At 64.0% G+C, this 24,014-nt stretch carries 17 protein-coding genes; 6 read left to right on the top strand and 11 right to left on the bottom strand.

The window, feature by feature from the left end:
- The first annotated feature begins 25 nt into the window (after positions 1 to 25).
- The gene (gene gcvA / locus ACT6Q8_RS04315; RefSeq protein ID WP_054167358.1) at positions 26 to 994 is read left to right on the top strand and encodes a transcriptional regulator GcvA; all 969 of its coding nucleotides are present in this window, start codon (positions 26 to 28) and stop codon (positions 992 to 994) included.
- Positions 995 to 998: 4 nt separating this feature from the next.
- On the opposite strand, the gene ACT6Q8_RS04320 is transcribed toward gcvA, so the two are convergent.
- From ACT6Q8_RS04320 to ACT6Q8_RS04365, 10 genes are all read right to left on the bottom strand, one after another.
- Positions 999 to 1,358: a hypothetical protein gene (locus tag ACT6Q8_RS04320; RefSeq protein WP_054167359.1), complete on the bottom strand. Its 360-nt coding sequence runs from the start codon at positions 1,356 to 1,358 to the stop codon at positions 999 to 1,001.
- 168 nt (positions 1,359 to 1,526) lie between these two features.
- Positions 1,527 to 1,910, bottom strand: coding sequence for a hypothetical protein (locus tag ACT6Q8_RS04325; RefSeq protein WP_054167360.1), 384 nt, complete (start codon positions 1,908 to 1,910; stop codon positions 1,527 to 1,529).
- Positions 1,911 to 1,999: 89 nt separating this feature from the next.
- Positions 2,000 to 3,853, bottom strand: a complete 1,854-nt coding sequence (gene mutL, locus ACT6Q8_RS04330; RefSeq protein WP_444734097.1) for a DNA mismatch repair endonuclease MutL — start codon at positions 3,851 to 3,853, stop codon at positions 2,000 to 2,002.
- A gap of 161 nt (positions 3,854 to 4,014) precedes the next feature.
- Positions 4,015 to 5,301, bottom strand: a complete 1,287-nt coding sequence (locus ACT6Q8_RS04335) for a pentapeptide repeat-containing protein (protein WP_054167362.1) — start codon at positions 5,299 to 5,301, stop codon at positions 4,015 to 4,017.
- A 119-nt stretch (positions 5,302 to 5,420) separates the two neighbouring features.
- Positions 5,421 to 6,311: a DUF817 domain-containing protein gene (locus tag ACT6Q8_RS04340; protein ID WP_444734098.1), complete on the bottom strand. Its 891-nt coding sequence runs from the start codon at positions 6,309 to 6,311 to the stop codon at positions 5,421 to 5,423.
- Between the two features lie 142 nt (positions 6,312 to 6,453).
- Positions 6,454 to 8,118 carry a glucose-6-phosphate isomerase gene (pgi, locus tag ACT6Q8_RS04345; RefSeq protein ID WP_444734099.1) on the bottom strand — a complete coding sequence of 555 codons (1,665 nt, stop codon included), beginning with the start codon at positions 8,116 to 8,118 and terminating at the stop codon, positions 6,454 to 6,456.
- A gap of 196 nt (positions 8,119 to 8,314) precedes the next feature.
- Positions 8,315 to 8,863, bottom strand: coding sequence for a hypothetical protein (locus ACT6Q8_RS04350; protein ID WP_054167365.1), 549 nt, complete (start codon positions 8,861 to 8,863; stop codon positions 8,315 to 8,317).
- A 3-nt stretch (positions 8,864 to 8,866) separates the two neighbouring features.
- On the bottom strand, positions 8,867 to 9,493 hold the full coding sequence (locus ACT6Q8_RS04355) for a hypothetical protein (RefSeq protein ID WP_444734100.1): 627 nt from the start codon (positions 9,491 to 9,493) through the stop codon (positions 8,867 to 8,869).
- A gap of 271 nt (positions 9,494 to 9,764) precedes the next feature.
- A complete protein-coding gene (locus ACT6Q8_RS04360; RefSeq protein WP_444734101.1) occupies positions 9,765 to 10,499 on the bottom strand; it encodes an SDR family NAD(P)-dependent oxidoreductase in 735 nt (244 codons plus the stop codon).
- Between the two features lie 168 nt (positions 10,500 to 10,667).
- Complete coding sequence (locus ACT6Q8_RS04365; protein ID WP_444734102.1) at positions 10,668 to 13,730, bottom strand: Rne/Rng family ribonuclease; 3,063 nt, start codon at positions 13,728 to 13,730, stop codon at positions 10,668 to 10,670.
- A 576-nt stretch (positions 13,731 to 14,306) separates the two neighbouring features.
- Between ACT6Q8_RS04365 and ACT6Q8_RS04370 the strand changes: the two genes are divergently transcribed.
- From ACT6Q8_RS04370 to ACT6Q8_RS04380, 3 genes are all read left to right on the top strand, one after another.
- A complete protein-coding gene (locus ACT6Q8_RS04370) occupies positions 14,307 to 15,566 on the top strand; it encodes an N-acetylmuramoyl-L-alanine amidase family protein (RefSeq protein WP_444739345.1) in 1,260 nt (419 codons plus the stop codon).
- A gap of 110 nt (positions 15,567 to 15,676) precedes the next feature.
- Entirely contained in the window at positions 15,677 to 18,193 is a 2,517-nt protein-coding gene (locus ACT6Q8_RS04375; RefSeq protein WP_444734104.1) for a penicillin-binding protein 1A, read from the top strand.
- Between the two features lie 179 nt (positions 18,194 to 18,372).
- On the top strand, positions 18,373 to 19,734 hold the full coding sequence (locus ACT6Q8_RS04380) for a hypothetical protein (RefSeq protein WP_054167371.1): 1,362 nt from the start codon (positions 18,373 to 18,375) through the stop codon (positions 19,732 to 19,734).
- Between the two features lie 6 nt (positions 19,735 to 19,740).
- Here the strand turns inward: ACT6Q8_RS04380 and ACT6Q8_RS04385 are convergent, their stop codons facing one another.
- Positions 19,741 to 21,162, bottom strand: coding sequence for a methyl-accepting chemotaxis protein (locus tag ACT6Q8_RS04385; protein ID WP_444734105.1), 1,422 nt, complete (start codon positions 21,160 to 21,162; stop codon positions 19,741 to 19,743).
- A gap of 308 nt (positions 21,163 to 21,470) precedes the next feature.
- Here ACT6Q8_RS04385 and lpdA point away from each other — a divergent pair, with 308 nt between their 5' ends.
- Complete coding sequence (lpdA, locus tag ACT6Q8_RS04390; protein WP_444734106.1) at positions 21,471 to 22,880, top strand: dihydrolipoyl dehydrogenase; 1,410 nt, start codon at positions 21,471 to 21,473, stop codon at positions 22,878 to 22,880.
- Positions 22,881 to 23,045: 165 nt separating this feature from the next.
- Positions 23,046 to 24,005 (top strand): lipoyl synthase, encoded by a 960-nt coding sequence (gene lipA, locus ACT6Q8_RS04395; RefSeq protein ID WP_054167555.1) that lies wholly within the window; start codon positions 23,046 to 23,048, stop codon positions 24,003 to 24,005.
- Positions 24,006 to 24,014 lie beyond the last annotated feature (9 nt).

Genomic DNA, 24,014 nt, shown 5'->3' on the forward strand with positions numbered 1-24,014 from the left:
CTGATTTTGTGCATAAGGGGCCGTGATGGATAAACGACTGCCGCCGTTGAATGCGCTCCGCACCTTTGAATCGGCAGCCCGCCACCTGTCCTTCACCAAGGCAGCGGATGAGTTGGCCGTGACGCAGGCCGCCGTATCCTATCAGATCCGCCAGTTGGAGGAACATATCGGGCGGGAGCTTTTCCGCCGTCTGACGCGCAAGCTGGAACTGACGCCGGCCGGGATTGAATTGCAGGCGGCGGTGGAGGATGCATTCGACCGTATCCGCGCCACGATGCACAAGCTGACGGACGCGGCGGAGGACAAGGTCCTGTCGGTGACGACGCTTCCCACCTTCGCCTCACACTGGCTGGTGCCGCGCCTGGGTCATTTTCAGCTGCGGCGGCCCGATCTGGCGGTGCGGCTGGATAGTTCGGTGGGGCTGGGCGATCTGAACCATCAGTTCGATGTCGCCATCCGCTCCGGTCTGGGGCAATGGCCGGGCATGGTGGCGGAACGGCTGGTTGAATACCGGCTGACCCCGGTGATCAGCCCCATCCTGGCCGAACGGATGGGCGGCATCCGCCATCCGTCCGATCTGGCCCGGCTGCCATTGCTGGATTACAACCATATTGAGGATATCCGCTATTGGCACCAATGGTTTGCCATGGCGGATGTGGCGGTTGATGGCATGCGCAGCGGGCCGCAATATGACATGCAGGCCATCACCGGACAGGCGGCGGTCATGGGACAGGGTGTGGCACTTGTCTGCCCCGCCTTCTTCGCGGCGGATATCGCGTCGGGCCGCCTGCTGGTGCCGTTTCCCGATCTGGTGCTGGTCACCGACCGGTCCTATTGGCTGGTCTGTTCACAGCGGCGCGTCGATGAGCCAAAAATCAAGGCCTTCCGCGACTGGATTTTGTCAGAGGTCAGCGCCTGTGAGGGGCAGTGCGGGGCCTTGGGCGGCATGCTGAATGTGGCGTTGGCGGGTCCACGAGTTGCCAACAATAGCTGACGCGTTATTCCACACTGCGCCAGCCCATGCTGGCGGCGGTGCGGGCGACCAGGATGCCGGCCAGGGCGCCAGCGGCAGCCGGCAGCATGGCGACGGCGGCGGCAATCATGCCGCGTTCCAGCACCGGCATGGCACTGCCGGGCGGCGGATAGGCCATCAGATGCGCCAGCAATACGCCCCCCGCCAGGCCCAGAACGCCGAAGACGGCCAAGCGCGGCAGGAACAGGGCCAGCATGAAGGCCGACGCGGCCAGGATGGCCAGCGTGCCGGACAGCGTATCGGCGGTTAGGTCCCACAAGCCGGCACAGGCCCCAAGAAGGGCCGCTAGGCTGGAAAGGACCAGTATCTTCGTCGTGAAATTCATGGCACCGCCACCTTGTCATCTACAGTGCCGGAACCCCGGCGCCGATGAGATCAAGATGGTGGAAGATTAAGGCGAAAGCCGGTCAAGCACCGGGCGACGAAGGGGCGGGGCGGCGGATTTGCCGTGACCCCACCCCCGTCACCGGATTTGTCACAGGGGTGTTGCGCCTTACTCTGCGGCCACAATATTGCGCAGCGCCGGTGTGAACATCGCCACCTTCGGCGGCGGTCGGTCGGCCATCATGCCCTGTTCATTATCGGCCCGCTGCATGGCGGCACGGGTCAGGTCAGCATGTTCACGGACAAGGTTGCGCAGTACGGCCCAGTGGCGGCGGATGCTGTCCTCCACCTCGCGCAGGCGCATGTCGGGCTTGGCAGGTTCTGCCGTGATGGCGGCAAGAATTTCCGCCAGACCCACGTCTGACTTGGCGTCATCCAGCAGGCGCAGGCCGGCGGGCAAGCCATCAAAGCTTCCCGAAGCCTTGGCTTCCTTGGGCTTTGCAAACAGGCCACCTGATTTCGCGGCGCCTGGACGGTGTAGTCGGTCGTGCATATCAGACCCTCCCGGTGAAAAGGATGGGGAGGGATAAGCAAGCCATGTGCCGGTTTTAATTGGGAAAATTCTGCCGGGTCAGGCTGGGCTCAACGCCGGCCGAACAGCCGCTCGATATCGCCCAGCTTCAGTTCCACATAGGTGGGGCGGCCATGATTGCACTGGCCGGAATGGGGGGTGGCCTCCATCTGGCGCAGCAGGGCATTCATTTCATCGACATTCATGGGCCGGCCCGCCCGTACACTGCCATGGCAGGCCATGCGGGAACAGATGGCGTCCAGCTTTTCCCTCAGCGCGTGGGCGTCGCCCATTTCGGCCAGTTCGTCGGCGATGTCCCTGATCAGCCCGCGCACATCTGCCCGCGCCCCCAACATGGCCGGCACCTCCCGCACCACGATGGCGCCCGACCCGAAGCTTTCCAGGACCAGCCCCATTTCGGCCAGTTCGTCGGCGCGTTCACCCACCCGTTCGGCATCGGCGGGGTCCAGTTCCACCACCTCCGGGATCAGCAGGCCCTGGCGCTTCACCCCGCCGCCCAGCATTTCCTTCTTCATACGCTCATAGACCAGCCGCTCATGGGCCGCGTGCTGATCCACGATGACGATGCCGTTTTCGGTCTGCGCCACGATGTAGGTGGCGTGAAGCTGCGCGCGGGCGGCACCCAACGGGAAGCTGGGAGGGGTGGCGGCGATGGCATCGGCTTCCTCCGCACGGGCCGCCGGGGCAAAACTTTGCGCGGGGGCCGTCATCGGCTGCGGTGCCTGGAACTGCCACGCCGCCTCCGCCATTTCCCGGTTCACAGGCGGCGGGGCATGGTGGGTGTGGGCATAGGGCGGGGGTGCTGCCGGGCGCTGCGGTTCCCACAGCAGGCTGGTCTGGGGGGCCACGCGCGGGGTCAGACTGGCCAGCGTATCGGCGGCGACGGTGGTGCTGGCGCGGTGGCCGGCGGCGGCCAGGGCATGCTTCAACGCGCCGACGATCAGGCCCCGGATCAGGGCCTGATCGCGGAACCGCACCTCCGTCTTGGCCGGATGCACGTTCACATCCACGTCATGCGGGTTCAGCGACAAGAACAGGGCCAGCACAGGGTGCCGGTCGCGCGCCAGGAAATCCGCATAGGCCCCGCGCACCGCGCCCACCATCAACCGATCCTTCACGGGACGGCCATTGACGAACAGATACTGTCCGGCGGCGGTGGGCTTGTTATAGGTGGGTAGGCCGATATGCCCGACCAGCCGCACACCGGCCCGTTCGGCATTCACCGGGATGGCATTTTCCTGAAACTCCCGACCCAGGACGGCACCCAGGCGGGACAGGCGCGCGGCCTCTTCCTCCCCGCTGTTTGACGTCAGGCGGACGGGCGTCCGGCCTTCATCTGTCACGGTAAAGGCGACATGCGGATGGGCCATGGCGAGGCGTTCGACCACGTCGATGGCATGCTGGCTTTCCGTGCGGCTGGTTTTCAGGAATTTCAGGCGGGCCGGCGTGGCAAAGAACAAGTCCCGCACCTCCACCCGTGTGCCAAGGCCACCGGGGGCCGGACCGACGGGGTGGACACTGCCGCCTTCCACCAGGATGGCGCTGGCATGATCCGCGCTTTCCGTACGGCTGGTGATGGTCAGGCGGCTGACGGCGCCAATGGAGGGCAGGGCCTCACCGCGAAAGCCCAACGTGCGGATATCGGTCAGGTCGCCATCGGGCAGCTTGGACGTGGCGTGCCGTTCCACGGACAGTGCCAGCTGTTCCGGGTCCATGCCGCACCCATCATCGGCCACCGACAGCAGCGCCTTGCCGCCATCACGCAGGGTGATGTCGATGCGCCGGGCACCGGCATCCAGCGCGTTCTCCACCAACTCCTTCACGGCGGCGGCAGGACGCTCCACCACCTCGCCGGCGGCGATCTGGTTGACGAGATTATCGGGAAGGCGGCGGATGATCGGCATGGGGTGGTCATAGCACCGATTGGGGGTGCACGCCAAGACGGCCACAAGTTATGGCCATGGCGTCTGCGCCATGGCAGGCCGGCGACCGCCGGCCCGCGCACCCATGTGCGCGTAAGCCAAGCCCACGGATGTGGGCGCCCGGCGCCTGAGGGAACACATAACTATGGCACCTTGAACCCTACCACTTCCCCCAACTGTTCCCGCTTTACCTTGGTGCCCGACAGGCGCGCGCTGGTCAGGTCGGTTTCCTTCAGGTCGGCCAGCAGCAAATTGGCGAAGGAGAGATCGGCGCCTGAGAAATTGGCCTTCACCAGCCTGGCACCCGTCAGGTTGGCATAACGCAGCCTGGCCCCTGCCAGTTCCGACCGCACGAAACGGGTGGCGTCGATCTTCAGAAAGCCCAGATTGGCTTCCGACAGGTTGGCATTGCCCAACTGCGCGTCGGTCAGGTTGATGCCGCGCAGGTCGCAGCCCGACAGGTTGGCCCCGCGCAAATCGGCCCCGGCCAGATTGCCCACCTGGATCTGCGCCGAGGACAGGTCCATACCATAGAGAATGATTCCGGGCGCATGCAGGCGGGTCAGGCAGGTATGGGACAGGCTGCCGGCGGTGCGCAGGTCATAGCCGGTCAGGTCCAGCGCCAGCCCCGCCTGTCCCGCCGTACCCACCCATTCGGCATGCAGCTTCAGCATTTCTTCCAGCGGGCGGGGCAGGGCGCTGGCCGGCTTGCCCGCTGGCTTGTCGGTCAGGGCGCCGGCCATGTCGGCGCCCGCCATCTCCGTCATCATCAGGACGGCACCCGTCAGCACCGCGCCTTTCAGGCTGGCGCCGCGCACATCGGCGCCCGACATGTCGGCCCCTTCCAGGATGGCACCGTCCAGCGTGGCGTTGCGCAGATTGGCGCGCACCAGCTTGGTCCCGCGCATCACGGCATCCGTGAAGTCGGTATGCTGGGCGATGGCGCCCGACATCTTGGCCTGGGACAGGTTGGCATGGGCCAGCTTGGCGCCCTGCATGTCGGCGGGGCTGGCATCGCTTTCCACCACCACCATTTTCAGGCTGCCATCGGCGGCGCGTTCGGCCAGCGACCCGTCACGCAGATCGGCGCTGACCAGATTGGCGCCCGTAAGGTCGGCCCCCCGCAAGCTGGCGCCACGCAGATCGACCTTCACCATGGAGGCGCCGGTCAGGTTGGTTTCCCGCAGGTCTGCGGCGAACAGGGTGCAGCAATCCAGATTGGCCCCGGCCATATTGGCGCGGCGCAGGATACAACCGGTGAGATCGGCATGAGCCAGATCGCGCCCGGCAAGGTTCAGCCCGGTCAGGTCATAATTGGTCAGGACCGCGCGGGCGCCGCCCATGCGGGCATTACGGAACATCTCATGCCGCTTCAGCATCGCATCGAGTTGTTCCTGCGTCACCTTGTAAAGTGGTCGCTGTTCGACCAACGCTTCTCTCCCCGACCAGCCTAATTTTGTTCAAGTTGAGACATCATGCGTAGGGTGTTGCAAAGAAATAATGAACACCTGCTGATTTGTGTGGGCTTGATAGCAGCGGTCGTTGGTTGTCACAGCGATACGGTGTCTTTCCGCTCCTGTGGCCGCCGGATCATTGCGACCAGGCTGTAGGAGATCAGCATCAAAAGATACCAGGACCCGAATTTGGCGAAGGATACCATGGTCCAGCCCTGCTTCTGGTTGGGATAAATCCAGGCGCCCGCGAAGGTACCCAGGTTTTCCGCGAACCAGATGAATAGGGCGACCAGCGCGAATCCAACTAGAAGCGGCATACGCCGGTCCACATCCCACACCCGGAAATAGACCCAGCAGCGCCCGAACAGCAGGGCCGCCAGCGCGAACAGGCCCCAGCGCAAATCCCACCAGTAATGATGCAGAAAGAAGTTCGCATAGATGCCAGTTGCCAGCAGCAGCACGGACCATAGCGGCGGATGGTGGCTGAACCGGAAATCGAACAGCCGCCAGACGCGCGCGATATAGGAACCGACAGCGGCATACATGAAGCCGGTGAACAGCGGCACGCCGCCGATCCGCAGATAGCTTTCCTCCGGATAGGCCCAGGACCCCACCGCCGTCTTGAAAATCTCCATCCCTGTTCCGACCAGATGGAAGATCAGAATGACCAGCGCCTCCTCCTTCGTCTCCAGCCGGAAGCCGATCAGCGCGACCTGCAGCGCCAGGGCGGCCAGGGTCAGAAAATCATAGCGGGGCAGGGCGGCATCACGTGGGTAAAGCAGCCAGGTCCCTAGCAGCAGGGCCAGCATCAGCCCGCCATAAAAGCAGGCCCAGGCTTGCTTCACCCCGAAACGTAAAAACTCATAGAAGCCAGCCGTCCAGGGACCCCGCGCCTTCACGGCGCCGCCCAGGGCAGCCTCCCGCGCGATGAACCGGGAAAGCAGGGGCCAGTCGCGTGTCGCGCTGGGTGGGTGGGGTTTCAGCATGAGGGACGCCGGAAGAGAAGTTCAGGCGGCGTTCTGACAGCTAGGCGCGGCGAAAAGATGGCGCTAATGCCGACGATGTTCCGATAGTTGAATCTCTATGATGCTGACCATCCAGCAATGGATGGCCAGCCTATCAGCAGTCTCAGGATGGGAGAAGAACGCCTTCACCCACCTTGCCCCCATTCACCACGCCAACCAGCCCCGCCGTGCTGGCGTCGTGCGGCTTGGCGCCTTCGCCTTCCAGTTCGGGCAGGATGACCTTGGCCAACTGCTTGCCCAGTTCCACGCCCCACTGGTCGAAGCTGTTGATGTTCCAGATGATGCCCTGCACGAACACCTTGTGTTCATAAAGGGCGACCAGCATGCCCAGGCGATAGGGGTCGAGTTGATCGACCAGGATCGTATTGGTGGGGCGGTTGCCGGTGAAGATCTTGTGCGGCAGCAGGGCGTCGAGCGCCGGACCCGACTTGCCTTCCTTGGTCAACTCGGTCCGCACCTCATCGGCATTCTTGCCGCGCATCAGCGCTTCGGTCTGGGCCAGCGTATTGGACAGCAGCATGGCATGATGCCGGCCCGTCGGGTTCTGGCTGTTGATCGGGGCGATGAAATCACACGGGATCAGGTGCGTGCCCTGGTGGATCAATTGATAAAAGGCGTGCTGGCCATTGGTGCCGGGTTCGCCGAAAATGATGGGGCCGGTGGCGTAATCCACGCTGTTGCCCTGCCGGTCCACCGACTTGCCATTGCTTTCCATGTCCAACTGCTGGAGATAGGCGGGCAGGCGGGCCAGATACTGGTCATAGGGCAGGACTGCATGGGCGGCAGCGCCGAAGAAATTGCCGTACCACACACCCAGCAGGCCCATGATCACGGGCATATTCTTCGCCAGGGGCGCCGTGCGGAAATGTTCGTCCATGGCGTGGGCACCGGCCAGGAGTTCGCCGAACTTTTCCGGTCCCACCATAAGGGCGATGGGCAGGCCGATGGAGGACCAGAGGCTGTAGCGCCCGCCGACCCAGTCCCAGAAACCGAACATATTGTCGGTGTCAATACCGAACTTCTCCACCTCGGTCGCGTTGGTCGACACGGCCACGAAATGCTTGGCCACATCATCGGCGCTGCCGCCATTGGCCAGGAACCAGTCGCGCGCCGTGTGGGCGTTGGCGAGCGTTTCCTGGGTTGTGAAGGTCTTGGACGCGATGATGAACAGGGTAGTCGCAGGGTCGACGCGGCGAAGCACCTCGGCAATATGGGTGCCATCGACATTGGAGACGAAATGCGCCGCCAGATGCGGGTGGTGCCAGGGCGTCAGAGCCTGCGTTACCATCACGGGGCCCAGGTCGGAGCCGCCGATGCCGATATTCACGATGTCGGTGATGGCCTGCCCGTCATAGCCGCGCCATTCGCCGTCGCGCACCTTGTGGCAGAAGGCGTACATGCGGGCCAGCACCTCATGCACGCCCGGCATCACATCCTGTCCATCCACCAGAATGGGTCGATCGACACGGCTGCGCAGGGCGACATGCAGGACGGCGCGGTCCTCAGTGATATTGATGCGTTCGCCCCGGTACATGGCGTCGCGCATCTCTTCCAGGTTCTGCTGATAGGCCAAATCAACCAGCAGGGACAGCGTCTCGTCCGTCACGCGATTCTTGGCGTAATCCAGCATCATTCCATCGAACGTGATGCGGTAGCGGTCGAAGCGGCCGGGATCGGTGGCGAATATGTCGCGCATCGACACCCCTTCCAGGGCGGCGCGGTGGGCAGCAAGGGCCTGCCAGGCGGGGGATTGGGTCAGGGCGGACATGGGCTTTCTCTCCGGCCGAACGCTGAAACTCTGTTTCAGATTGATAGCATGAAGGGCGCTGTCCACAAGGCGCAAACCGTGCTGATTTCGCCCAGGACAGCGATTTTTCGGGGTAATATTGATGTTGTGGCGATAAAAGGCGGTCAGTCTGAATTATGTAACATCGCTACATAACCGACCCTGCCCGTGCAACGGATCAGAAGGCTTCCGGGTCCCCTTCAAAGGGGCTGGGGGCGCTGACGCGATAGCCCTTGTCCTGGTTGAAGCGCATGCTGGCCTTGGCGGTGGCCATCTTCTCGCTGGCGGCCCACACCATATAACGGCGCCCGGCTTTCCAGGATTGGATCACCTCATCCGGGGCATTGCGGGCCAGGGCGTTGAAGTCCGGATGGCTGATCTGGAATACAAAGGCGGTGTCGCCCATGTTCTTACGCTCATCGAAGACGTAAATCTGCGACTCGCCCATCCGTTCACGTTCCGCCTGCTGCTCTCCCTGCTCAATGGCGTGGTTCAGCCGCTCCAGTTCCTGGCGCATCTGCCGTTCCTCCCGCCGCAGTGACAGGGTCGTGCCCGCCTGTTCACGTGTGGCCCGGCTGACGGTGGCGACACGGGTCTGCTGGCCCTGATGCATCTTCTGGGCGCGGCGAAGGCGTTTACGGGTATGGGCGACCATTTGCAGGGCGACCACGCCCCCGCCCAGAATGCCAAATAAAATCGGAAGGCTGGCGAAAAGTGCACTCAGCATGTCTCAGCCACCCCGTTCCTGTGCAACCGCTTCCATTTCGGCACTCTCCAGCGCTGTCAGGTCCTCCTCCCCATCGCCCTGGGGTTCGGCGATAGAGGCGATGAAGAAGCCGGTGGCCGGTGGAAAGGACTTCTCCACCATCAGCTTGGCATCGCCGATGGTGGGGGCCCAGATGGTCGCCTGCTGCGTGCGTGACCAGGCGCGGGACAGGAACGGATGTTCCTTCTGGTCCATCTGCGCGCGCTGAACATGCCGGTTGACGATATTGGCGATGAACTTGCGGGCGGGCCGTTCCATCCGCAAAAAGGCATCTTCTTCGCCCAGGACGCGCATCAACTGTGACCGGGCCATTTTCAGGTCCAGGATCTTCTTGTTGACCATGTAATGGCGGCGGCGTGCCGATTTCAGTTCAGCATCCAGCTTGGCCAGCCGCGGAAGCATCTTGTCTTTTCGCGATTGCAGTCTCTGCCCCAGGATGCCCAGCTTCTGCAACCGCCCATCCAGCCCGACATCCGCCTGGCGTTTGCGCACGGCATTCTCGGCGGCGCTGGCGATGCCAGTGCCGATGACATAGGCAAGGCCGGAGATCACAAGGAAGGCGATCACGGCTTCGGTCAGTTTTTCAAGCATGCTTGATGGTACCGGTTCCCCAGCAACGGCGAAAACCGCCGTCCGTATTATAGTGTGAAGGCCGCAGGGCGCGGAAGGTTTTGTTGACCGGCAAAGCCGGTGTCTCCCGGTGGACAGCAAAAGAAAACCCGCCGGCCCTGTGCGGGCGGCGGGTTCAAGGCGGGGTCGTCGGCGGAATGGGAAAAGGGATGGAACCCATCCGGCCACTGAACGGGGAACGGTCAGTGATTGGAAAGTAACCCCACCCGTCTCCCCGCCGCTGTGACCCGTGTCACGCCGTGCGCAAATCGATCAATTCGCCATGTAGGGCGCAGGCCGGCACCGTGAACTCCACAATGGCGCGGGCCGTATCTGCGGGCGTCGGCAGGGTTGCCGCATCCTCACCGGGGAAGGCCTTGGCCCGCAGGCCCGTGGAGACGGGGCCCGGATCGACCAGATTGATCCGCAGATTGGTGTTCAGCGTTTCCGCCGCCCAGGTGCGGGCTATCATGTCCAGGGCCGCCTTGGACGCCGCATAGGCAGACCAGTAGGCGGTAGGTTCACGGCCCACCCGGTCGGTCAGGAAGATGGCGCGGCCGGCATCCGACAGGCGCAGCAACGGGTCGGTGGTGCGGATCAGGCGCATGCCGGCGGCAATCGACACGCCCATGACGCGATCCCAGTCCTTGGGATCGGAATGGGCGATGGGACCCAGCGTACCCAGCTGCGCCGCAGCATGAACCATGATGTCCAAACGGCCAAACCGCTCATAAAGGGCGGGGCCCAGACTATCCAGCTTGGCGCTGTCCATCAGATCCTGCGGGATGATGGTTGCAGCCCCACCTAATGCCTTGATCCGGTCATCCAGTTCCTCCAGCGCGCCCAGTGTGCGGGCCAGCAGGACGACATGCGCGCCTTCGCGCGCCAGTTGCTCGGCCACGGCGGCACCGATGCCGCGCGAAGCACCCGTCACCAGGGCGACGCGGCCGGTCAGGCGCGGGGAGGGAAGGGGGGTGGAACCGGTCATGGCGGGTCTCTGAAGAATTCCGTTCGGGAGGCGTGCTTAGCGCATTCGGGCGCGGCGGGAAAGCGGCGGATCGCCGCTCTGTCTATCGTCGGCATCATTCCGCGTTCGATATGAAAAAGGGGAGGTGCCGAAACACCTCCCCCATTTATTGCGATAGCGGAACAAGTCTTACGACTTGCGGCTCCACCAACCGCGCTTAGGCTTCTCCACCGTCGGGTTCACCTCGGTGGCCAACTCTGCCTGGGTCGGGGCCGGTGCGGCTTCCTCCGCCGGTGTGGCGGCGGGGGCGACCTCTGCGGCCACTTCCGTCACGGTCTCAACCGGCGCCGCTTCGGCCTCTGCGGCCTTCTTGCGGGTACGCGGTGCCCGTTTCTTCGGTGCCGGGGCTTCCTCTGCCGGTGCGGCGGGCGCTTCCTCGGCCACGACGGCGGCAACTTCGACGGCGGCGGGAGCTTCGGCGGCTGCCTCGGCTTCCGCTACCTTCTTACGGCTGCGGGTTGCACGCTTCTTCGGTGCCGGGGCTTCCTCTGCGGGGGCAGCGGCTTCCTCGGTCACGACAGGAGCGGCTTCGACAGCGGCAGGCGCCTCAACCGGGGCTTCGGCGGGTGCCGCCTCGGCTTCCGCAACCTTCTTGCGGCTTCGGGTGGCGCGCTTTTTCGGTGCCGGAGCTTCCTCTGCCGGGGCGGCAGGGGCTTCTTCGGTCACTGCGGGAGCAGCTTCTGCCACCGGCTCGGCAGCAGGTGCTGCTGCGGCGGCGACAACCGGAGCCTCTTCGGCACCCTGTTCATCGCCTTCGCCGTCATCCTCGCCCTCATCGCCGGCGCCATCGGTCACGCCATCCTCGCCACGGCGGCCGCGGCGGCGACCGCCACGCTTGCCACGACGACGCTTCTTGGCGCGAGCTGCCTCATCATCCTCGCCAGCGGCGGGAGCGGGGGTTTCACCTTCGCCAACAACTTCGGCTTCGACGGCTTCACCTTCAGCAGGAGCATCACCCTCCTCACCATCGGCCTCGTCGTCACCGTCGCCATCACCGGCCTCCGGCGCGCCGCCATTCTCGCCACGCTCACCACGGCGGCGGCGACGGCGGCGGCGGCGGCCACGACCGTCACGGTCGCCATCGCGGTCACCACGGCCTTCCGCGCGACCCTGGGGCTTGGCTTCCTCTTCTTCGCCCTCGGCCTCGGCCTCGATCTCGGTGGCTTCGGCCTCGGCCTCTGCTTCCTCGATCTCAATGGCGCGTTCGGTTTGTGCCATCACGCGTTCGGCGCTGACCGGTGCAGCGGCGACAATGTCGTCGGCAGCGGTGCGGGCGCGGATACGGTCAATCTGATGGCTGGGGCCAATCAGATTGTCATCACCCTGCAGATAGACGCGTAGGCCATGACGCCGCTCGATATCCGCCAGCGCTTCGCGCTTGTGGTTCAGGATATAGAGCGTGACATGGCTGGCGCAGGTGACGGTGATTTCTGCCGACCGCTTGCGGATACCCTCTTCCTCGACCGCACGCAGCACGGCCAGGGCAGCGCTTTCAAGGCTGCGGACCATGCCGGTGCCCTGACAATGCGGGCAGCGTTCGAAGTTGATTTCCTGCAAGGACGGGCGCAGACGCTGCCGCGACAGTTCCAGCAGACCGAAGGCGGAGATGCGGCCCAGCTGAATGCGCGCGCGATCCGCCTTCATCGCGTCCTTCACACGCTTTTCAACGGCGGAATTGTTGCGCGGGTCTTCCATGTCGATGAAGTCGACAACGACCAGACCGGCTAGATCGCGCAGGCGCAGTTGGCGGGCCACTTCCTCAGCGGCTTCCAGATTGGTGCGCAGTGCCGTCTCTTCGATATTGCGTTCCTTGGTGGAACGGCCCGAATTGACGTCGATGGCGACCAGCGCTTCGGTCTGGTTGATGACGATATAACCGCCCGAACGCAGCTGCACGATCGGGTTGAACATCGTCTCAATGGCACCTTCCACCTGGAACCGGTGGTAGAGCGGGATCGAGGGATCGTTATAGAGCTGGATCTTCTTGGCGTGGCTGGGCATCAGCATACGCATGAAGTCCTTGGCCACGCGGAAGCCTGCCTCACCCTCGACATGCACTTCGTCAATGTCGCTGGAATACAGGTCGCGGATGGTGCGCTTGATGAGGTTCGCTTCCTCATAGATCAGCGCCGGAGCGACGGATTGCAGCGTCGTCTCGCGGATGCTGTCCCACAGGCGCATCAAATACTCAAGATCGCGGCGGATTTCCGGCTTCGACCGCTCGATACCGGCGGTGCGCAGGATGACCGACATGCCCGACGGAATGTCGAAATCTTCCAGCATCTCCTTAAGGCGCTTGCGGTCGGCCGGATTGGTGATCTTCCGGCTGATGCCGCCGCCGCGCGGCGTATTGGGCATCAGAACGGCATAGCGGCCCGGCAGCGACAGATAGGTGGTCAGGGCGGCGCCCTTGTTCCCACGCTCTTCCTTCGTGACCTGCACCAGCAGAATCTGACGGCGCTTGATGACTTCCTGGATCTTATAGGATTTTAGCGGGCGGCGGCGTTGCTGCTGCGGCTGCCGCTGCTCTTCCACTTCTTCTTCGACGCTTTCGTCATTGCTTTCGGCCTGGGCGGCCTGCGGACGATAGCGGCGCGAACGTTCCCGCCCACCACGGCCCGATGAATGCACGAAGGGGGAGCCGGTCTCGCCGACATCGGCGGTTTCGCCATCGGCATCGCCGCCGGCATGCTCTTCCTCGGTCGGCACGCCTTCGGCGTCGCCAGTTTCCACTACATCATGGCCATCATCGGCGCCTACCGGCTCGCCGACATCGTCGGCCACGATGGGGGCCGGGGCGGCACCACCGATTTCCTCCGGCGGCGGGGCGGGGGGCGCATCCTCGACATGGCCATTATCGTCCAGGTCTTCGCCCCGTTCGGCACGGGCTTCCCGCTCTTCCGCCAGTTCCTGCTGTTCGCGCAGCAGCGCTTCGCGGTCGGCGACCGGGATGCGGTAATAGTCGGGGTGGATTTCAGAGAAGGCCAAAAAGCCGTGGCGGTTGCCGCCATATTCAACGAACGCCGCCTGAAGCGACGGTTCAACCCGGATCACGCGGGCCAGGTAGATATTGCCCTTGAGCTGTTTCCTGGAGGCGATCTCGAAATCAAGCTCTTCCAGGCGGTTACCATTCACCACGACAACCCGAGTTTCCTCCGGATGCGTGGCATCGACAAGCATACGCTTGGCCATATGTCTTCCCCGTGGCCAGGGCTGCCGCCCTTCCGCGCGACGGGACGGAAGACGGACCCTGCCACCATTGCGGTGAGGGACCTGTCGGCACCGGCGTCTTGGGTCCTCAAACAGCGCCCGCCGCCATTATCCCATATGGGAAGCAGGGGGGAGCAGCCAGGATGGACCAACGCTGATGACGGGCCTGTACCGGATGAACCGGACTGGCCAGCCCCAAGGTTTCCACTACACCGCACCCCGTTGGGGTCGAACCCGTGAGGCGTCACATCCTGGGGGCGGCTCGGGCCGGCGTCACAGCCGGCGGCGGGGTCCCCGGGGCGACGCCAAAGCCCGTTTCAGGGCCCTGGCGAGGCGCGGTCTGTCGCGGTTGTCACCATAAACACTCCGCCCCCCATTCCACAATGGGAGAATTGCCAAAAGCGCATTTGGTCATGCCGGTGATGGGCGTGTCGGCGTGTTTAGAGGGCGGGATTGAGTCGGCAGGTTATGATAGGCGTTGAAGTCACTGATTCGCCGTGTTTATAGTGTTGGTGAAACCAACCATCATGACCGATTCGCCCAAGGGGGAAGGGCCGCTTGTCGCAGAAGGGGGCAATCCAGTCCATGGCCGTGAAGACGGCGTTGGCGGCGCGTGCGCTGCTGGCGATTGGGTGCCTGTGTCTTCTGTGGATGGCGACGGGGATCGCGGTGGCGCAGACACCGGTGCAGACCGCCTCCGTCGCGTCCGCCCGCATGATGCCGGAACCCGCCCGCATCGGTGCGGCCCGGCTGGGGGATCATGGTGACAAGACGCGTTTCGTTCTTGAACTGACACGCGACGCGCCCTTCACCATTCTGCCAGATGCCAGTGGTGTGGCGGTGGAGATGGAGGCGGCCTTGGATGCCGCCCTGCCGCCGGCCAAGGGTCTGGTCAAATCCGTTTCGGTACGGCCCGGTGCCAAGGCCGGGCATCTGCGCCTGATTTTGGCAACCACTGGCCCGGCGCGGGTGCAGTTGGCGGAGATCATTCCGCCGCGTGATGGCATGCCCCCGCGTTTCGTCATGGATCTGGCGGCGGGCAAGGCTGGGCCGGGTGCCGTGCTGACCCCCGCCAGCGCCAGCATGATGAACCCGCCGGTGCCGAAGGAGAAGCCGAAGCCACCCCTGCCGATGATCGTCATCGATCCCGGTCATGGTGGTCAGGACCCCGGCGCCGTCGCGGTCAGTGGCGCCTATGAAAAGGATATCACCCTGGCCATGGCCAAGGAGGTGCGTCGGCAGCTCCTGGCCACGGGCCGTTACCGCGTTGCCCTGACCCGCGACAAGGATGTGTTCATCCCGCTGCGCGACCGTCCAGCCCTGGCGCGGGCCAAGGGGGCGGACCTGTTCATTTCGCTCCATGCCGACAGCATCACGGGCCGGCAGGTGCGCGGGCTATCCATCTATACCCTTTCGGAGAAGGCATCGGACCGCGAGGCGGAGATGCTGGCCCAGCGGGAGAACCAATCCGACGCCATTGTCGGCATGGACCTGTCGGTGCAGTCCGCCGACATCGCCAATATCCTGATCGGCATGTCGCAGCGTGATACGATGAACCAGTCGCGGCGCTTTGCATCGCTGGTCTTGAAGAACCTGGACCCCAATGTCGCGGTGCTGCCCGGCCCCTTGCGGTCGGCTGGCTTTGCCGTGCTGACGGCGCCCGACGTGCCGGCCATCCTGGTGGAGATGGGGTATCTGTCGCACAGCCAGGATGCCAAGCTGCTGGGCAGCGATACGCACCGCAAACGTATGGCGGGTTCACTGCTGCGTGCCGTGGATAGCTACTTTACCGGCAACGCGGTGCCGCCGCGGTCATGACCGCGACATAATCAGCGTCATCTTGTACTAATGGCCGAACGGTACCCGTCCGTCGCGGGTGCTGGCACATATCTATGCGGTCCCGTCCGGGGCCTTCAGGGGTTGGAATTATGAATCGCGTTGTGAAGGGCTTGTTGGTCGCCAGTGTCTCGCTGGGTGTGCTGGGTATGGCCGCCGCCGGGGGCGCCTGGGTCTATTTCAGCAAGGAATTGCCCGATCACACGACGCTCGCCAATTACAACCCCTCGGTTGCTACCCGTGTGCATGCGGGTGACGGACGTCTGGTGGCTGAGTTCGCCAGCGAACGGCGGGTATTCGTGCCATTCGCGGCCATCCCCAAGCGGGTGACCAGCGCCTTCATCTCCGCCGAGGATCAGAATTTCTATACCCATCATGGGGTGGACTGGTTCGCTGTGCTGCGTGCGCAATTGCAGAATGTGAAGAATATCGGCCAGGGCCGCCGCCCCATCGGCGCCAGCACCATCACCCAGCAGGTGACGCGCATCTTCCTGCTGTCGAACGAGGTCTCCTACGTCCGCAAGATCAAGGAAGCCATCCTGGCCGGCCGCATCGAAGACGCGATGGGCAAGGACAAGATCATTGAAATCTATATGAACGAGATTTTTCTGGGCAACCGCGCCTATGGCGTCGGTGCGGCGGCCCTGAACTATTTCAACAAGTCGATGGATGAACTGACCATCGCCGAAGCCGCGTTCCTGGCCAGCCTGCCCAAGGCGCCGGACCGGTATTATCGCGAGCGTCACCGCGACGCCGCCATCGCGCGCCGCAACTATGTCATCGGTCGCATGGAGGAGGATGGATACATCACGCGGGAGGAGGCGGAGGCCGCACGGGCCGAGCCGTTGAATTTCGCCGACCGGTCCAATGACAGCAATGTCCGCGCCGATTATTTCGTGGAGGAAGTGCGCCGCGAGCTGGCCAAGCTTTATGGAGAGCAGACGCTTTATGCCGGTGGCCTGTCGGTACGCACCACCCTGGACCCCGATATCCAGGCGGCGGCGTCCACGGCGCTGCGCAATGGTCTGCTGGCCTATGATCGCCGCGACGGCTGGCGCGGGCCCATCACCCGCTTCGACAGCCTGGATGGCTGGCAGGAGCAGTTGGAGGATGTGCGCACCCCGCCGGGCGGGGAGGAATGGGACTTGGCCGTCGTGCTGTCGGCGGGGGCGGACGCGGTGGAAGTTGGTCTGGCCGACGGCTCCAAGGGTCAGATCCCGCTGTCGGAACTGAAATGGGCGCGCAAGGTCAAGGACGGCAAGTTCGTCGGCCCCAGCATCCAGAAGGCATCCGACGCCCTGTCGCCGGGTGAGGTGGTGCTGGTGGAGCCGCTGGACGAAAAGGCCAGCAGCCTGGGCCTGCGCCAGATCCCGGAGGTGCAGGGCGCGCTGGTCGCCATGGATCCGCATACGGGCCGCGTTCTGGCCATGTCGGGCGGGTTCAGCGCCCGGATCAGCGTGTTCAACCGCGCCACCCAGGCCTATCGCCAGCCGGGGTCGGCCTTTAAGCCGTTTGTCTATCTGGCGGCGCTTGATCAGGGCTTCACGCCCAGCACGCTGGTGCTGGACGCCCCCTTCGCGTTGGACCAGGGTGGTGGATTGGGCAAGTGGAAGCCGTCTAACTACACCGAGAAATATTATGGCCCGACCCCGCTGCGCGTCGGGATCGAGAAGTCGCGTAACGTCATGACGGTGCGGCTGGCACAATATATCGGCATGGAGCCGATTGTGGATGTGGCCCGCCGTTTCGGTATCAAGGATGATCTGCAGCCCACCTTGTCCATGGCCCTGGGGGCGGGGGAGACGACGGTTCTGCGCCTGACCGCCGCCTATTCCATGCTGGTCAATGGCGGGCGCAAGATCGATCCCAGCTTCATCGACCGGGTGCAGGACAAGGCGGGCAAAACCGTCTATCGCCATGATATGCGCGATTGCGCCGGGTGTCAGACGGTCCTGCCCGTGGCAGCAGCGCCCGTGCCCGCCGGAACGGTGCCGGTGCAGCCGGCGGCACCCGCCGTTGCCCCTGTCGCCGCCGATCCCAACGCCTTGCCGCTGATCCCCGATCTGCGCGAACAGATTGCCGATCCGCGTACCGTCTATCAGATCGTGTCTATGCTGGAAGGCGTGGTTCAGCGTGGCACCGGCGTGCGCCTGCGGGAGATTGGCAAGCCGCTGGCCGGCAAGACGGGTACGACGAATGACGCCATGGATGCTTGGTTCGTCGGCTTCTCCCCCGATCTGGCCGTGGGCATCTTCGTCGGTTACGACCAGCCGCGTTCCATGGGTGACCATGAAAGCGGATCGACCATCGCGGTACCGATTGCCAAGGACTTCATGTCCGCCGCGTTGAAGGATGCACCGGCCACGCCGTTCCGCGTGCCGCCCGGCCTGCAACTGGTCCGTATCGATCCCGAAACTGGCAAGCCGGCATCGCCGGGTCAGCGCAACGCCATCTGGGAAGGCTTCATTCCGGGTACGGAGCCAAAGGGACAGCAGGGCGTTCTGGATGGCGGTGATGCCGGTGCCGGCTTTGTCCAGGGACAACCGGGACAGCCGACGGGTACCACGCCGCAGCCAACGGTCGGCACCGGTACGGGCGGGGTTTACTGATCGGTATCAAATCGAATCCCGCATCGGGTTTCGATTTGATGATTGTCCGTCGGTGTCAAGAGATCGCGGCTGTGATCTCTTGATATCAACCAATCTTTAACCATGTTTAACTTCGTTTGTCCGTTTGACAGGCGCTGATGTCTTTGTATAGTGCCGGTCCTTTTGCCAGCACCGTTCCCATGCCTGCCGATCCCGCCACGCCGCTATCGTTCAACCGTCTGCATCTGGTCCGCACTGCGGGCGGGGCGGAGGCCTTGCGCCGTGGGTTGGCGTCGCTGTCGGATGCGGATGTCCGCCATCTGGCTCGGTCCCTGGAATTCCAAGGTGTGCTGGAGGGAGAGCCACCTGACCTGTTGTCGGCGCTGCGCCCACGCCTGCGTCAGGTCCAGCCGGAACGGGTGGGGTCGGTGGAACGCATGTGTTGGCGCCCACTGGAACGGTTCCTGACCGACCAGACGGAGGTGGTGCAGGGCGTTCCATGGGTGGTTCCCCGCCGAATGCTGCGGCCTCTTTGGGAACTGATCGAGGCGGCAAATGCCGATCTGGTGGACCAGTTGCGTCGCCGTCACCTGACCGCCTGTTTCGACGGTGACCAGATGGCCCTGGATCAGGTAGCGCATCAGGTGGTGGATCTGGCGGCCTTTATCTTGAACAACGCCATGAATATCCCAGCTCGACTTAAACTGTCGGCGGCGGAAACCGCGGTGGTGCGCTTTATCGCGCGGGTCCTGAAATGGCACCGGCTGGTCATGCCGAATGTCCGCTATTTCCAGCAGGCACAGGCCCGACAGAGCAATCAGGTGCAGGCGTTACGGCTTTACACGAATTGGTACGGCGTATTCGAACTGCTGGATACGCAGTTCGATCTTTATGTCCTGTACCTGTTCGAGATGACACCAAACCCTGTGGACGTCATCGACGCCTTTCCCTTTTATTTCGATACCATGACGGAACCGTCGGGCCTGGCTGTGCAGTGGCTTCACCACCGGCTGGATAATCTGGCGGCGGATACGGCCACCCTTCTGGGCCGACCGCCGCGTACACAACCGACCGAAATTCTATTGAACCTTGCCGACCGGGTCTTTGCCCTGAACCATCTGGTCATCCGCCTGCGCCGTATCCCGCTGTTCGGGACGGAAGGGGCGGGGGCGGAAGGATTGGTTCAGCTTCTGCGCGCCCGCCTTGGCTTCGACTCCGTCGAACGGCTGGGCGAGGCTTTGATGGACTGGCTGCATGACGTGCTGATGGGGCCGGCGGACAAGCGCATGCGAGCCACCATGGTGCTGGGCCCGCTGGCTGGTATCTATCCGGCCCTGCTGCTGCTGATCGACAATGGTGAACGCGGCAATCGCGCGCACAAGCTGCGCATGCGTCTAGGTGACAAGGCCGTGGATGATATCGACCGCTACCTGCGCAGCCACGAAATGGCACCCCAGGCCCGCCACACCACCGCCTCCAACATCACCCCCATCTTGGAAATGTGCCGCGCCTTCGGCAAGGCAGAGGCAGTGACCGAACTGGAGCGACGGTTGCGGCGGTAGTCTGGGTCACACCCTATAGGCCAGCCGCACGGCACCCCAGTGTTTGCCCGCGACGATGATGGGGGCGGAGCAGTCCTTCATCAGGGCGAAGGTGCCGTTGCCCATGTCGCGGCGATAGGCCTGGAGCAGGAAGGGGTTGGTGTTGCGTCCGGCGGCCAGGCCGACACGGTCATCGAAGATGCGGCGGTTACGGCAATTGGCCGTATTCCAGGCGACGTCGCCTTGCCGCTGCGGCTGGCTGAATTTACGGTTGTGGGTGGGCAGATAGCCGTTGCGGTCCACGGCGGCGCAGAACACCACCTTGTCCGACAGGGCCAGCGCCGGCTCCTGGATGTCGGGCAGCAGACGGTCCGTCAGGTCGGTGAAGCGGGTACGATGCTGGACCGGCTCGGTGCCAGGGATCGGCTGATACTTGTCGTCGAACAGGTCAGCCACCGTCAGGGTCCCGTCGGCGACCGCGCGTTCAAAGGTGGCGGCCATGCGGGCGGCGATTTCGCGGACGGTGCGGATATAGGGTGTATCCACCGTCTCAACATCGAGTTCCGCGCTGTGCCCGATCAACCGTTCCGATGTGGCCAGCAGCTTGTTCAGCCGGTCGCCGGCCACCGACAGGCTGCTGGCGCTGTCCTTCACATCGCCGGCCAGACCGTCAATGCGGCCCTCCACGGTGGCGATGGAGCCGGCAATGGCGCGGGCGGCGCGGTCGATCTGGTCCTGCTGGCTGTCGACCTCCGCCATGGCGCGGTCCAGCGTGGTCATGACATCGCCGATGCGGGTCGTATCATTGCGCACCGCCGTGGCTTTAGCGGCACCGGCGGCCCCTCTGGCCGACAGGGCTTTTACCTGTTCGCCCAGGTCGCGCATGGTGGCGTCAATCTCCTGCGTCGCCTCCGCCGTTTTGTTGGCCAGGGCCTTCACCTCCGTCGCGACAACCGCAAAGCCGCGCCCGGCATCGCCGGCCCGCGCCGCCTCGATGGTGGCATTCAGCGCCAGAAGGTTGGTCTGTTTGGCGATGGTGTTAATCTCCGCCGCAACCCTTCCCACCCGGTTCAGCGCGTCGGTCAGCCCGGTCAGCTGCCGTTCGATGCCGTTCACATCCTCCGCCAGGGCGCGGATATCGGCCAGGGCGTGATCCACTTGGCTCCGGCTTTGCGCCACTTCCTGCCGCGCGCGGGTGGTCACCTCACGTGCGGCAGAGGCGGCGCCCGTCACCTTCCTGTTACCGTCGGCCATGTCGTGCGCCTGCCGGCGAAGTTCCTCAAAGATGGCGGCTTGCCGGGCGATGCGGACAGAGACATCGCCGACATGGCCGGCGACATCGGCAATGGAAACGCCCAGCGTTCCCACTTCCTGCGCCAGTTCGGCGATGGCGTTCTGTGTCCGGTGCGTGGATGTGGCGGTGTCCTGCCAGCCTGCGGCCTGATCCATGTTTCCTCCCGTTACCGGTGCCGGTGTTGTTCCGCTGATCGGCGGCAGCCCGGCTTTTTTGCCCTAACAGGTGATCATCCCATCCTTTCCTAACCAAAGGTATATAGGCTTTAGTCGATTGTTGCGCCGCAGCAGAAAGAATTTTTCCGATTTTTCCATCAATGCTGCAGATTATGTCCAGCCATGTGCATCGGCGGCATCTGTCCCCAAGGTCGCGCGATGGACATGGGCGTCAGGGATTGCCATAAATCCCGCGAACAAATTCCAGGACCCTAGACGGGGTCGCACAAAAACGGATGGTCATTCAAATGGCTGATACGCAGTTCGACCTCGTCGTCATCGGTGCCGGTCCCGGCGGTTATGTCGCCGCCATTCGCGCCGCCCAGCTGGGCATGCGCGTCGCGGTCGTGGAAAAGCGCAAGACGTTGGGCGGCACCTGCCTGAATGTCGGCTGCATCCCGTCCAAGGCCCTGCTGGTCGCGTCGGAGAAGTTCAGCGAGGCCAAGCACCATCTGGGTGCTTTCGGCGTGAAGGTCAGCGGTGTCGAGCTGGACCTGCCCGGCATGATGAAGCACAAGGACGAGGTGGTGAAGTCCAACGTCACGGGCGTGGATTTCCTGTTCAAGAAGAACAAGATCACCCGCTTCACGGGTTTGGGCTCCATCAAGGCCGCCGGTGTCGTCACCGTCACCAAGGATGATGGCAGCGCGGAAGATGTGGCGGCCAAGAATATCCTGATCGCCACCGGTTCCGACGTCGCCCCCCTGCCGGGCGTCACCATCGATGAAAAGCGCATCGTGTCGTCCGACGGTGCCATCGCTCTGGACACGGTGCCGGGTCGTCTGGTCGTAATCGGCGGCGGCGTCATCGGCCTGGAACTGGGCTCTGTCTGGCAGCGTCTGGGTGCGCAGGTGACCGTGGTCGAATTCTTCGACCGCATCCTGCCGACCATGGATGGCGAAGTGTCCAAGCAGATGCAGCGCATCATGGCCAAGCAGGGCCTGTCCTTCAAGACCTCCACCAAGGTCACGTCCGCTGTGACCGAGGGTGAGGTTGTGAAGCTGACCATTGAGGCGGCCGCCGGCGGTAATGCCGAAACGCTGGAAGCCGACATCGTCCTAGTCGCCATCGGCCGCCGTCCCTTCACAAGCGGCCTGGGCCTGGAAGCCGTGGGCGTGGCGCTGGACGAACGCCGCCGCGTGAAGATCGACCATCATTTCCAGACCAATGTCCGCGGCATCTATGCCATCGGTGACGTGGTGGCCGGCGCCATGCTGGCCCACAAGGCCGAGGAGGAGGGCGTGGTCTTCGCCGAAATCCTGGCCGGTCAAACGGGCCACATCAATTATGACGCCATCCCCGGTGTCGTCTACACGTGGCCGGAAGTGGCCTCTGTCGGCAAGACGGAAGAGCAGCTGAAGGCCGAAGGTGTCGCCTACAAGGCCGGCAAGTTCCCCTTCACCGCCAATGGCCGCGCCCGTTCCATGAACGCCACCGACGGCTTTGTGAAGATCCTGGCCGATGCCAAGACCGACCGCATCCTGGGCGCCCATATCATCGGCGCGTCGGCCGGTGAGATGATTGAGGAACTGGGTCTGGCCATTGAGTTCGGCGCATCCGCCGAAGATATCGCCCGCACCAGCCATGCTCACCCGACCCTGACCGAGGCCATCAAGGAAGCGGCCCTGGCCGTGGATGGCCGCGCCATCCATATGTGATGTGCCGTCAATGTATTGATTGAGAAAGGGCCGGAGCCGTCGCTCCGGCCCTTTTTTGCTGGCCGCCTTGCAGCCTGTGCGGGGGAGGGTGGCGGAACGCCACGCTTGGTTCATGGGCCGGGGCGGCTTATGTTCTGCGCCAAGGCAATTCCCAAGGTCAGGGCCATGACGATCGAAGAACCCCGCGTCCGCCACCCGGAAAAGGTCAACCGCCCGGACAACCCGATCCAGCGCAAGCCCGATTGGCTGCGCGTAAAGGCGCCGACCAGCCGTGAATATGCGGAAACCCGCGACCTGATGCGCGGCCTGAAGCTGCATACGGTGTGCGAGGAAGCGGCCTGCCCGAACATTGGCGAATGCTGGAAGAAGAAGCACGCCACCTTCATGATTCTGGGGGCCATCTGCACCCGCGCCTGCGCCTTCTGCAATGTAGCCACCGGCAAGCCGCTGAACCTGGACCCGCATGAGCCGGAGAAGGTGGCCGAGGCTGTGGGCAGCCTGAACCTAGAACATGTGGTCATCACCTCGGTGGACCGCGATGACCTGCCCGATGGCGGCGCCGACCATTTCGCCCGCACCATCCTGAACATCCGCAAGACGGCACCCGCCACCACCATCGAAATCCTGACGCCCGATTTCATGCGCAAGCCCGGCGCGGTGGAGCATGTGGCCAAGGCCCGGCCCGATGTGTTCAACCACAATCTGGAAACCGTGCCGCGCCTTTACCCCTCCATCCGGCCCGGTGCGCGTTACTTCACCTCGCTGGCCTTGTTGCAGCGGGTGAAGGAAGTGGACCCCACCATCTTCACCAAGTCCGGCATCATGGTTGGCCTGGGCGAAACGAAGGAAGAGGTCGGGCAGGTGATGGACGATCTGCGCGCCGCCGACGTCGATTTCCTGACCATTGGTCAGTATCTGGCGCCCACGCCCAAGCATGCGCCGGTGGACCGTTTCGTGACGCCGGATGAGTTCGAAAGCTACGCCACGTTGGCGCGCGGCAAGGGCTTCTTGATGGTGTCGTCGAGCCCGCTGACCCGTAGCTCCTACCATGCCGGGGATGATTTCCGGAAGCTGCGTGCGGCACGCGAGGCCAAGCTGGCGGGCAACCGCCCCGCCGCCGAATGATACTGATGC

Source organism: Niveispirillum sp., assembly GCF_052437035.1.
Classification (GTDB): domain Bacteria; phylum Pseudomonadota; class Alphaproteobacteria; order Azospirillales; family Azospirillaceae; genus Niveispirillum.

Coding starts and splice junctions, on each gene's coding strand:
- gcvA (WP_054167358.1), top strand. CDS start 26: ATGGATAAACGACTGCCGCCGTTGAATGCGCTCCGCACCTTTGAATCG.
- ACT6Q8_RS04320 (WP_054167359.1), bottom strand. CDS start 1,358: ATGAATTTCACGACGAAGATACTGGTCCTTTCCAGCCTAGCGGCCCTT.
- ACT6Q8_RS04325 (WP_054167360.1), bottom strand. CDS start 1,910: ATGCACGACCGACTACACCGTCCAGGCGCCGCGAAATCAGGTGGCCTG.
- mutL (WP_444734097.1), bottom strand. CDS start 3,853: ATGCCGATCATCCGCCGCCTTCCCGATAATCTCGTCAACCAGATCGCC.
- ACT6Q8_RS04340 (WP_444734098.1), bottom strand. CDS start 6,311: ATGCTGAAACCCCACCCACCCAGCGCGACACGCGACTGGCCCCTGCTT.
- pgi (WP_444734099.1), bottom strand. CDS start 8,118: ATGTCCGCCCTGACCCAATCCCCCGCCTGGCAGGCCCTTGCTGCCCAC.
- ACT6Q8_RS04350 (WP_054167365.1), bottom strand. CDS start 8,863: ATGCTGAGTGCACTTTTCGCCAGCCTTCCGATTTTATTTGGCATTCTG.
- ACT6Q8_RS04355 (WP_444734100.1), bottom strand. CDS start 9,493: ATGCTTGAAAAACTGACCGAAGCCGTGATCGCCTTCCTTGTGATCTCC.
- ACT6Q8_RS04360 (WP_444734101.1), bottom strand. CDS start 10,499: ATGACCGGTTCCACCCCCCTTCCCTCCCCGCGCCTGACCGGCCGCGTC.
- ACT6Q8_RS04365 (WP_444734102.1), bottom strand. CDS start 13,730: ATGGCCAAGCGTATGCTTGTCGATGCCACGCATCCGGAGGAAACTCGG.
- ACT6Q8_RS04375 (WP_444734104.1), top strand. CDS start 15,677: ATGAATCGCGTTGTGAAGGGCTTGTTGGTCGCCAGTGTCTCGCTGGGT.
- ACT6Q8_RS04380 (WP_054167371.1), top strand. CDS start 18,373: ATGCCTGCCGATCCCGCCACGCCGCTATCGTTCAACCGTCTGCATCTG.
- ACT6Q8_RS04385 (WP_444734105.1), bottom strand. CDS start 21,162: ATGGATCAGGCCGCAGGCTGGCAGGACACCGCCACATCCACGCACCGG.
- lpdA (WP_444734106.1), top strand. CDS start 21,471: ATGGCTGATACGCAGTTCGACCTCGTCGTCATCGGTGCCGGTCCCGGC.
- lipA (WP_054167555.1), top strand. CDS start 23,046: ATGACGATCGAAGAACCCCGCGTCCGCCACCCGGAAAAGGTCAACCGC.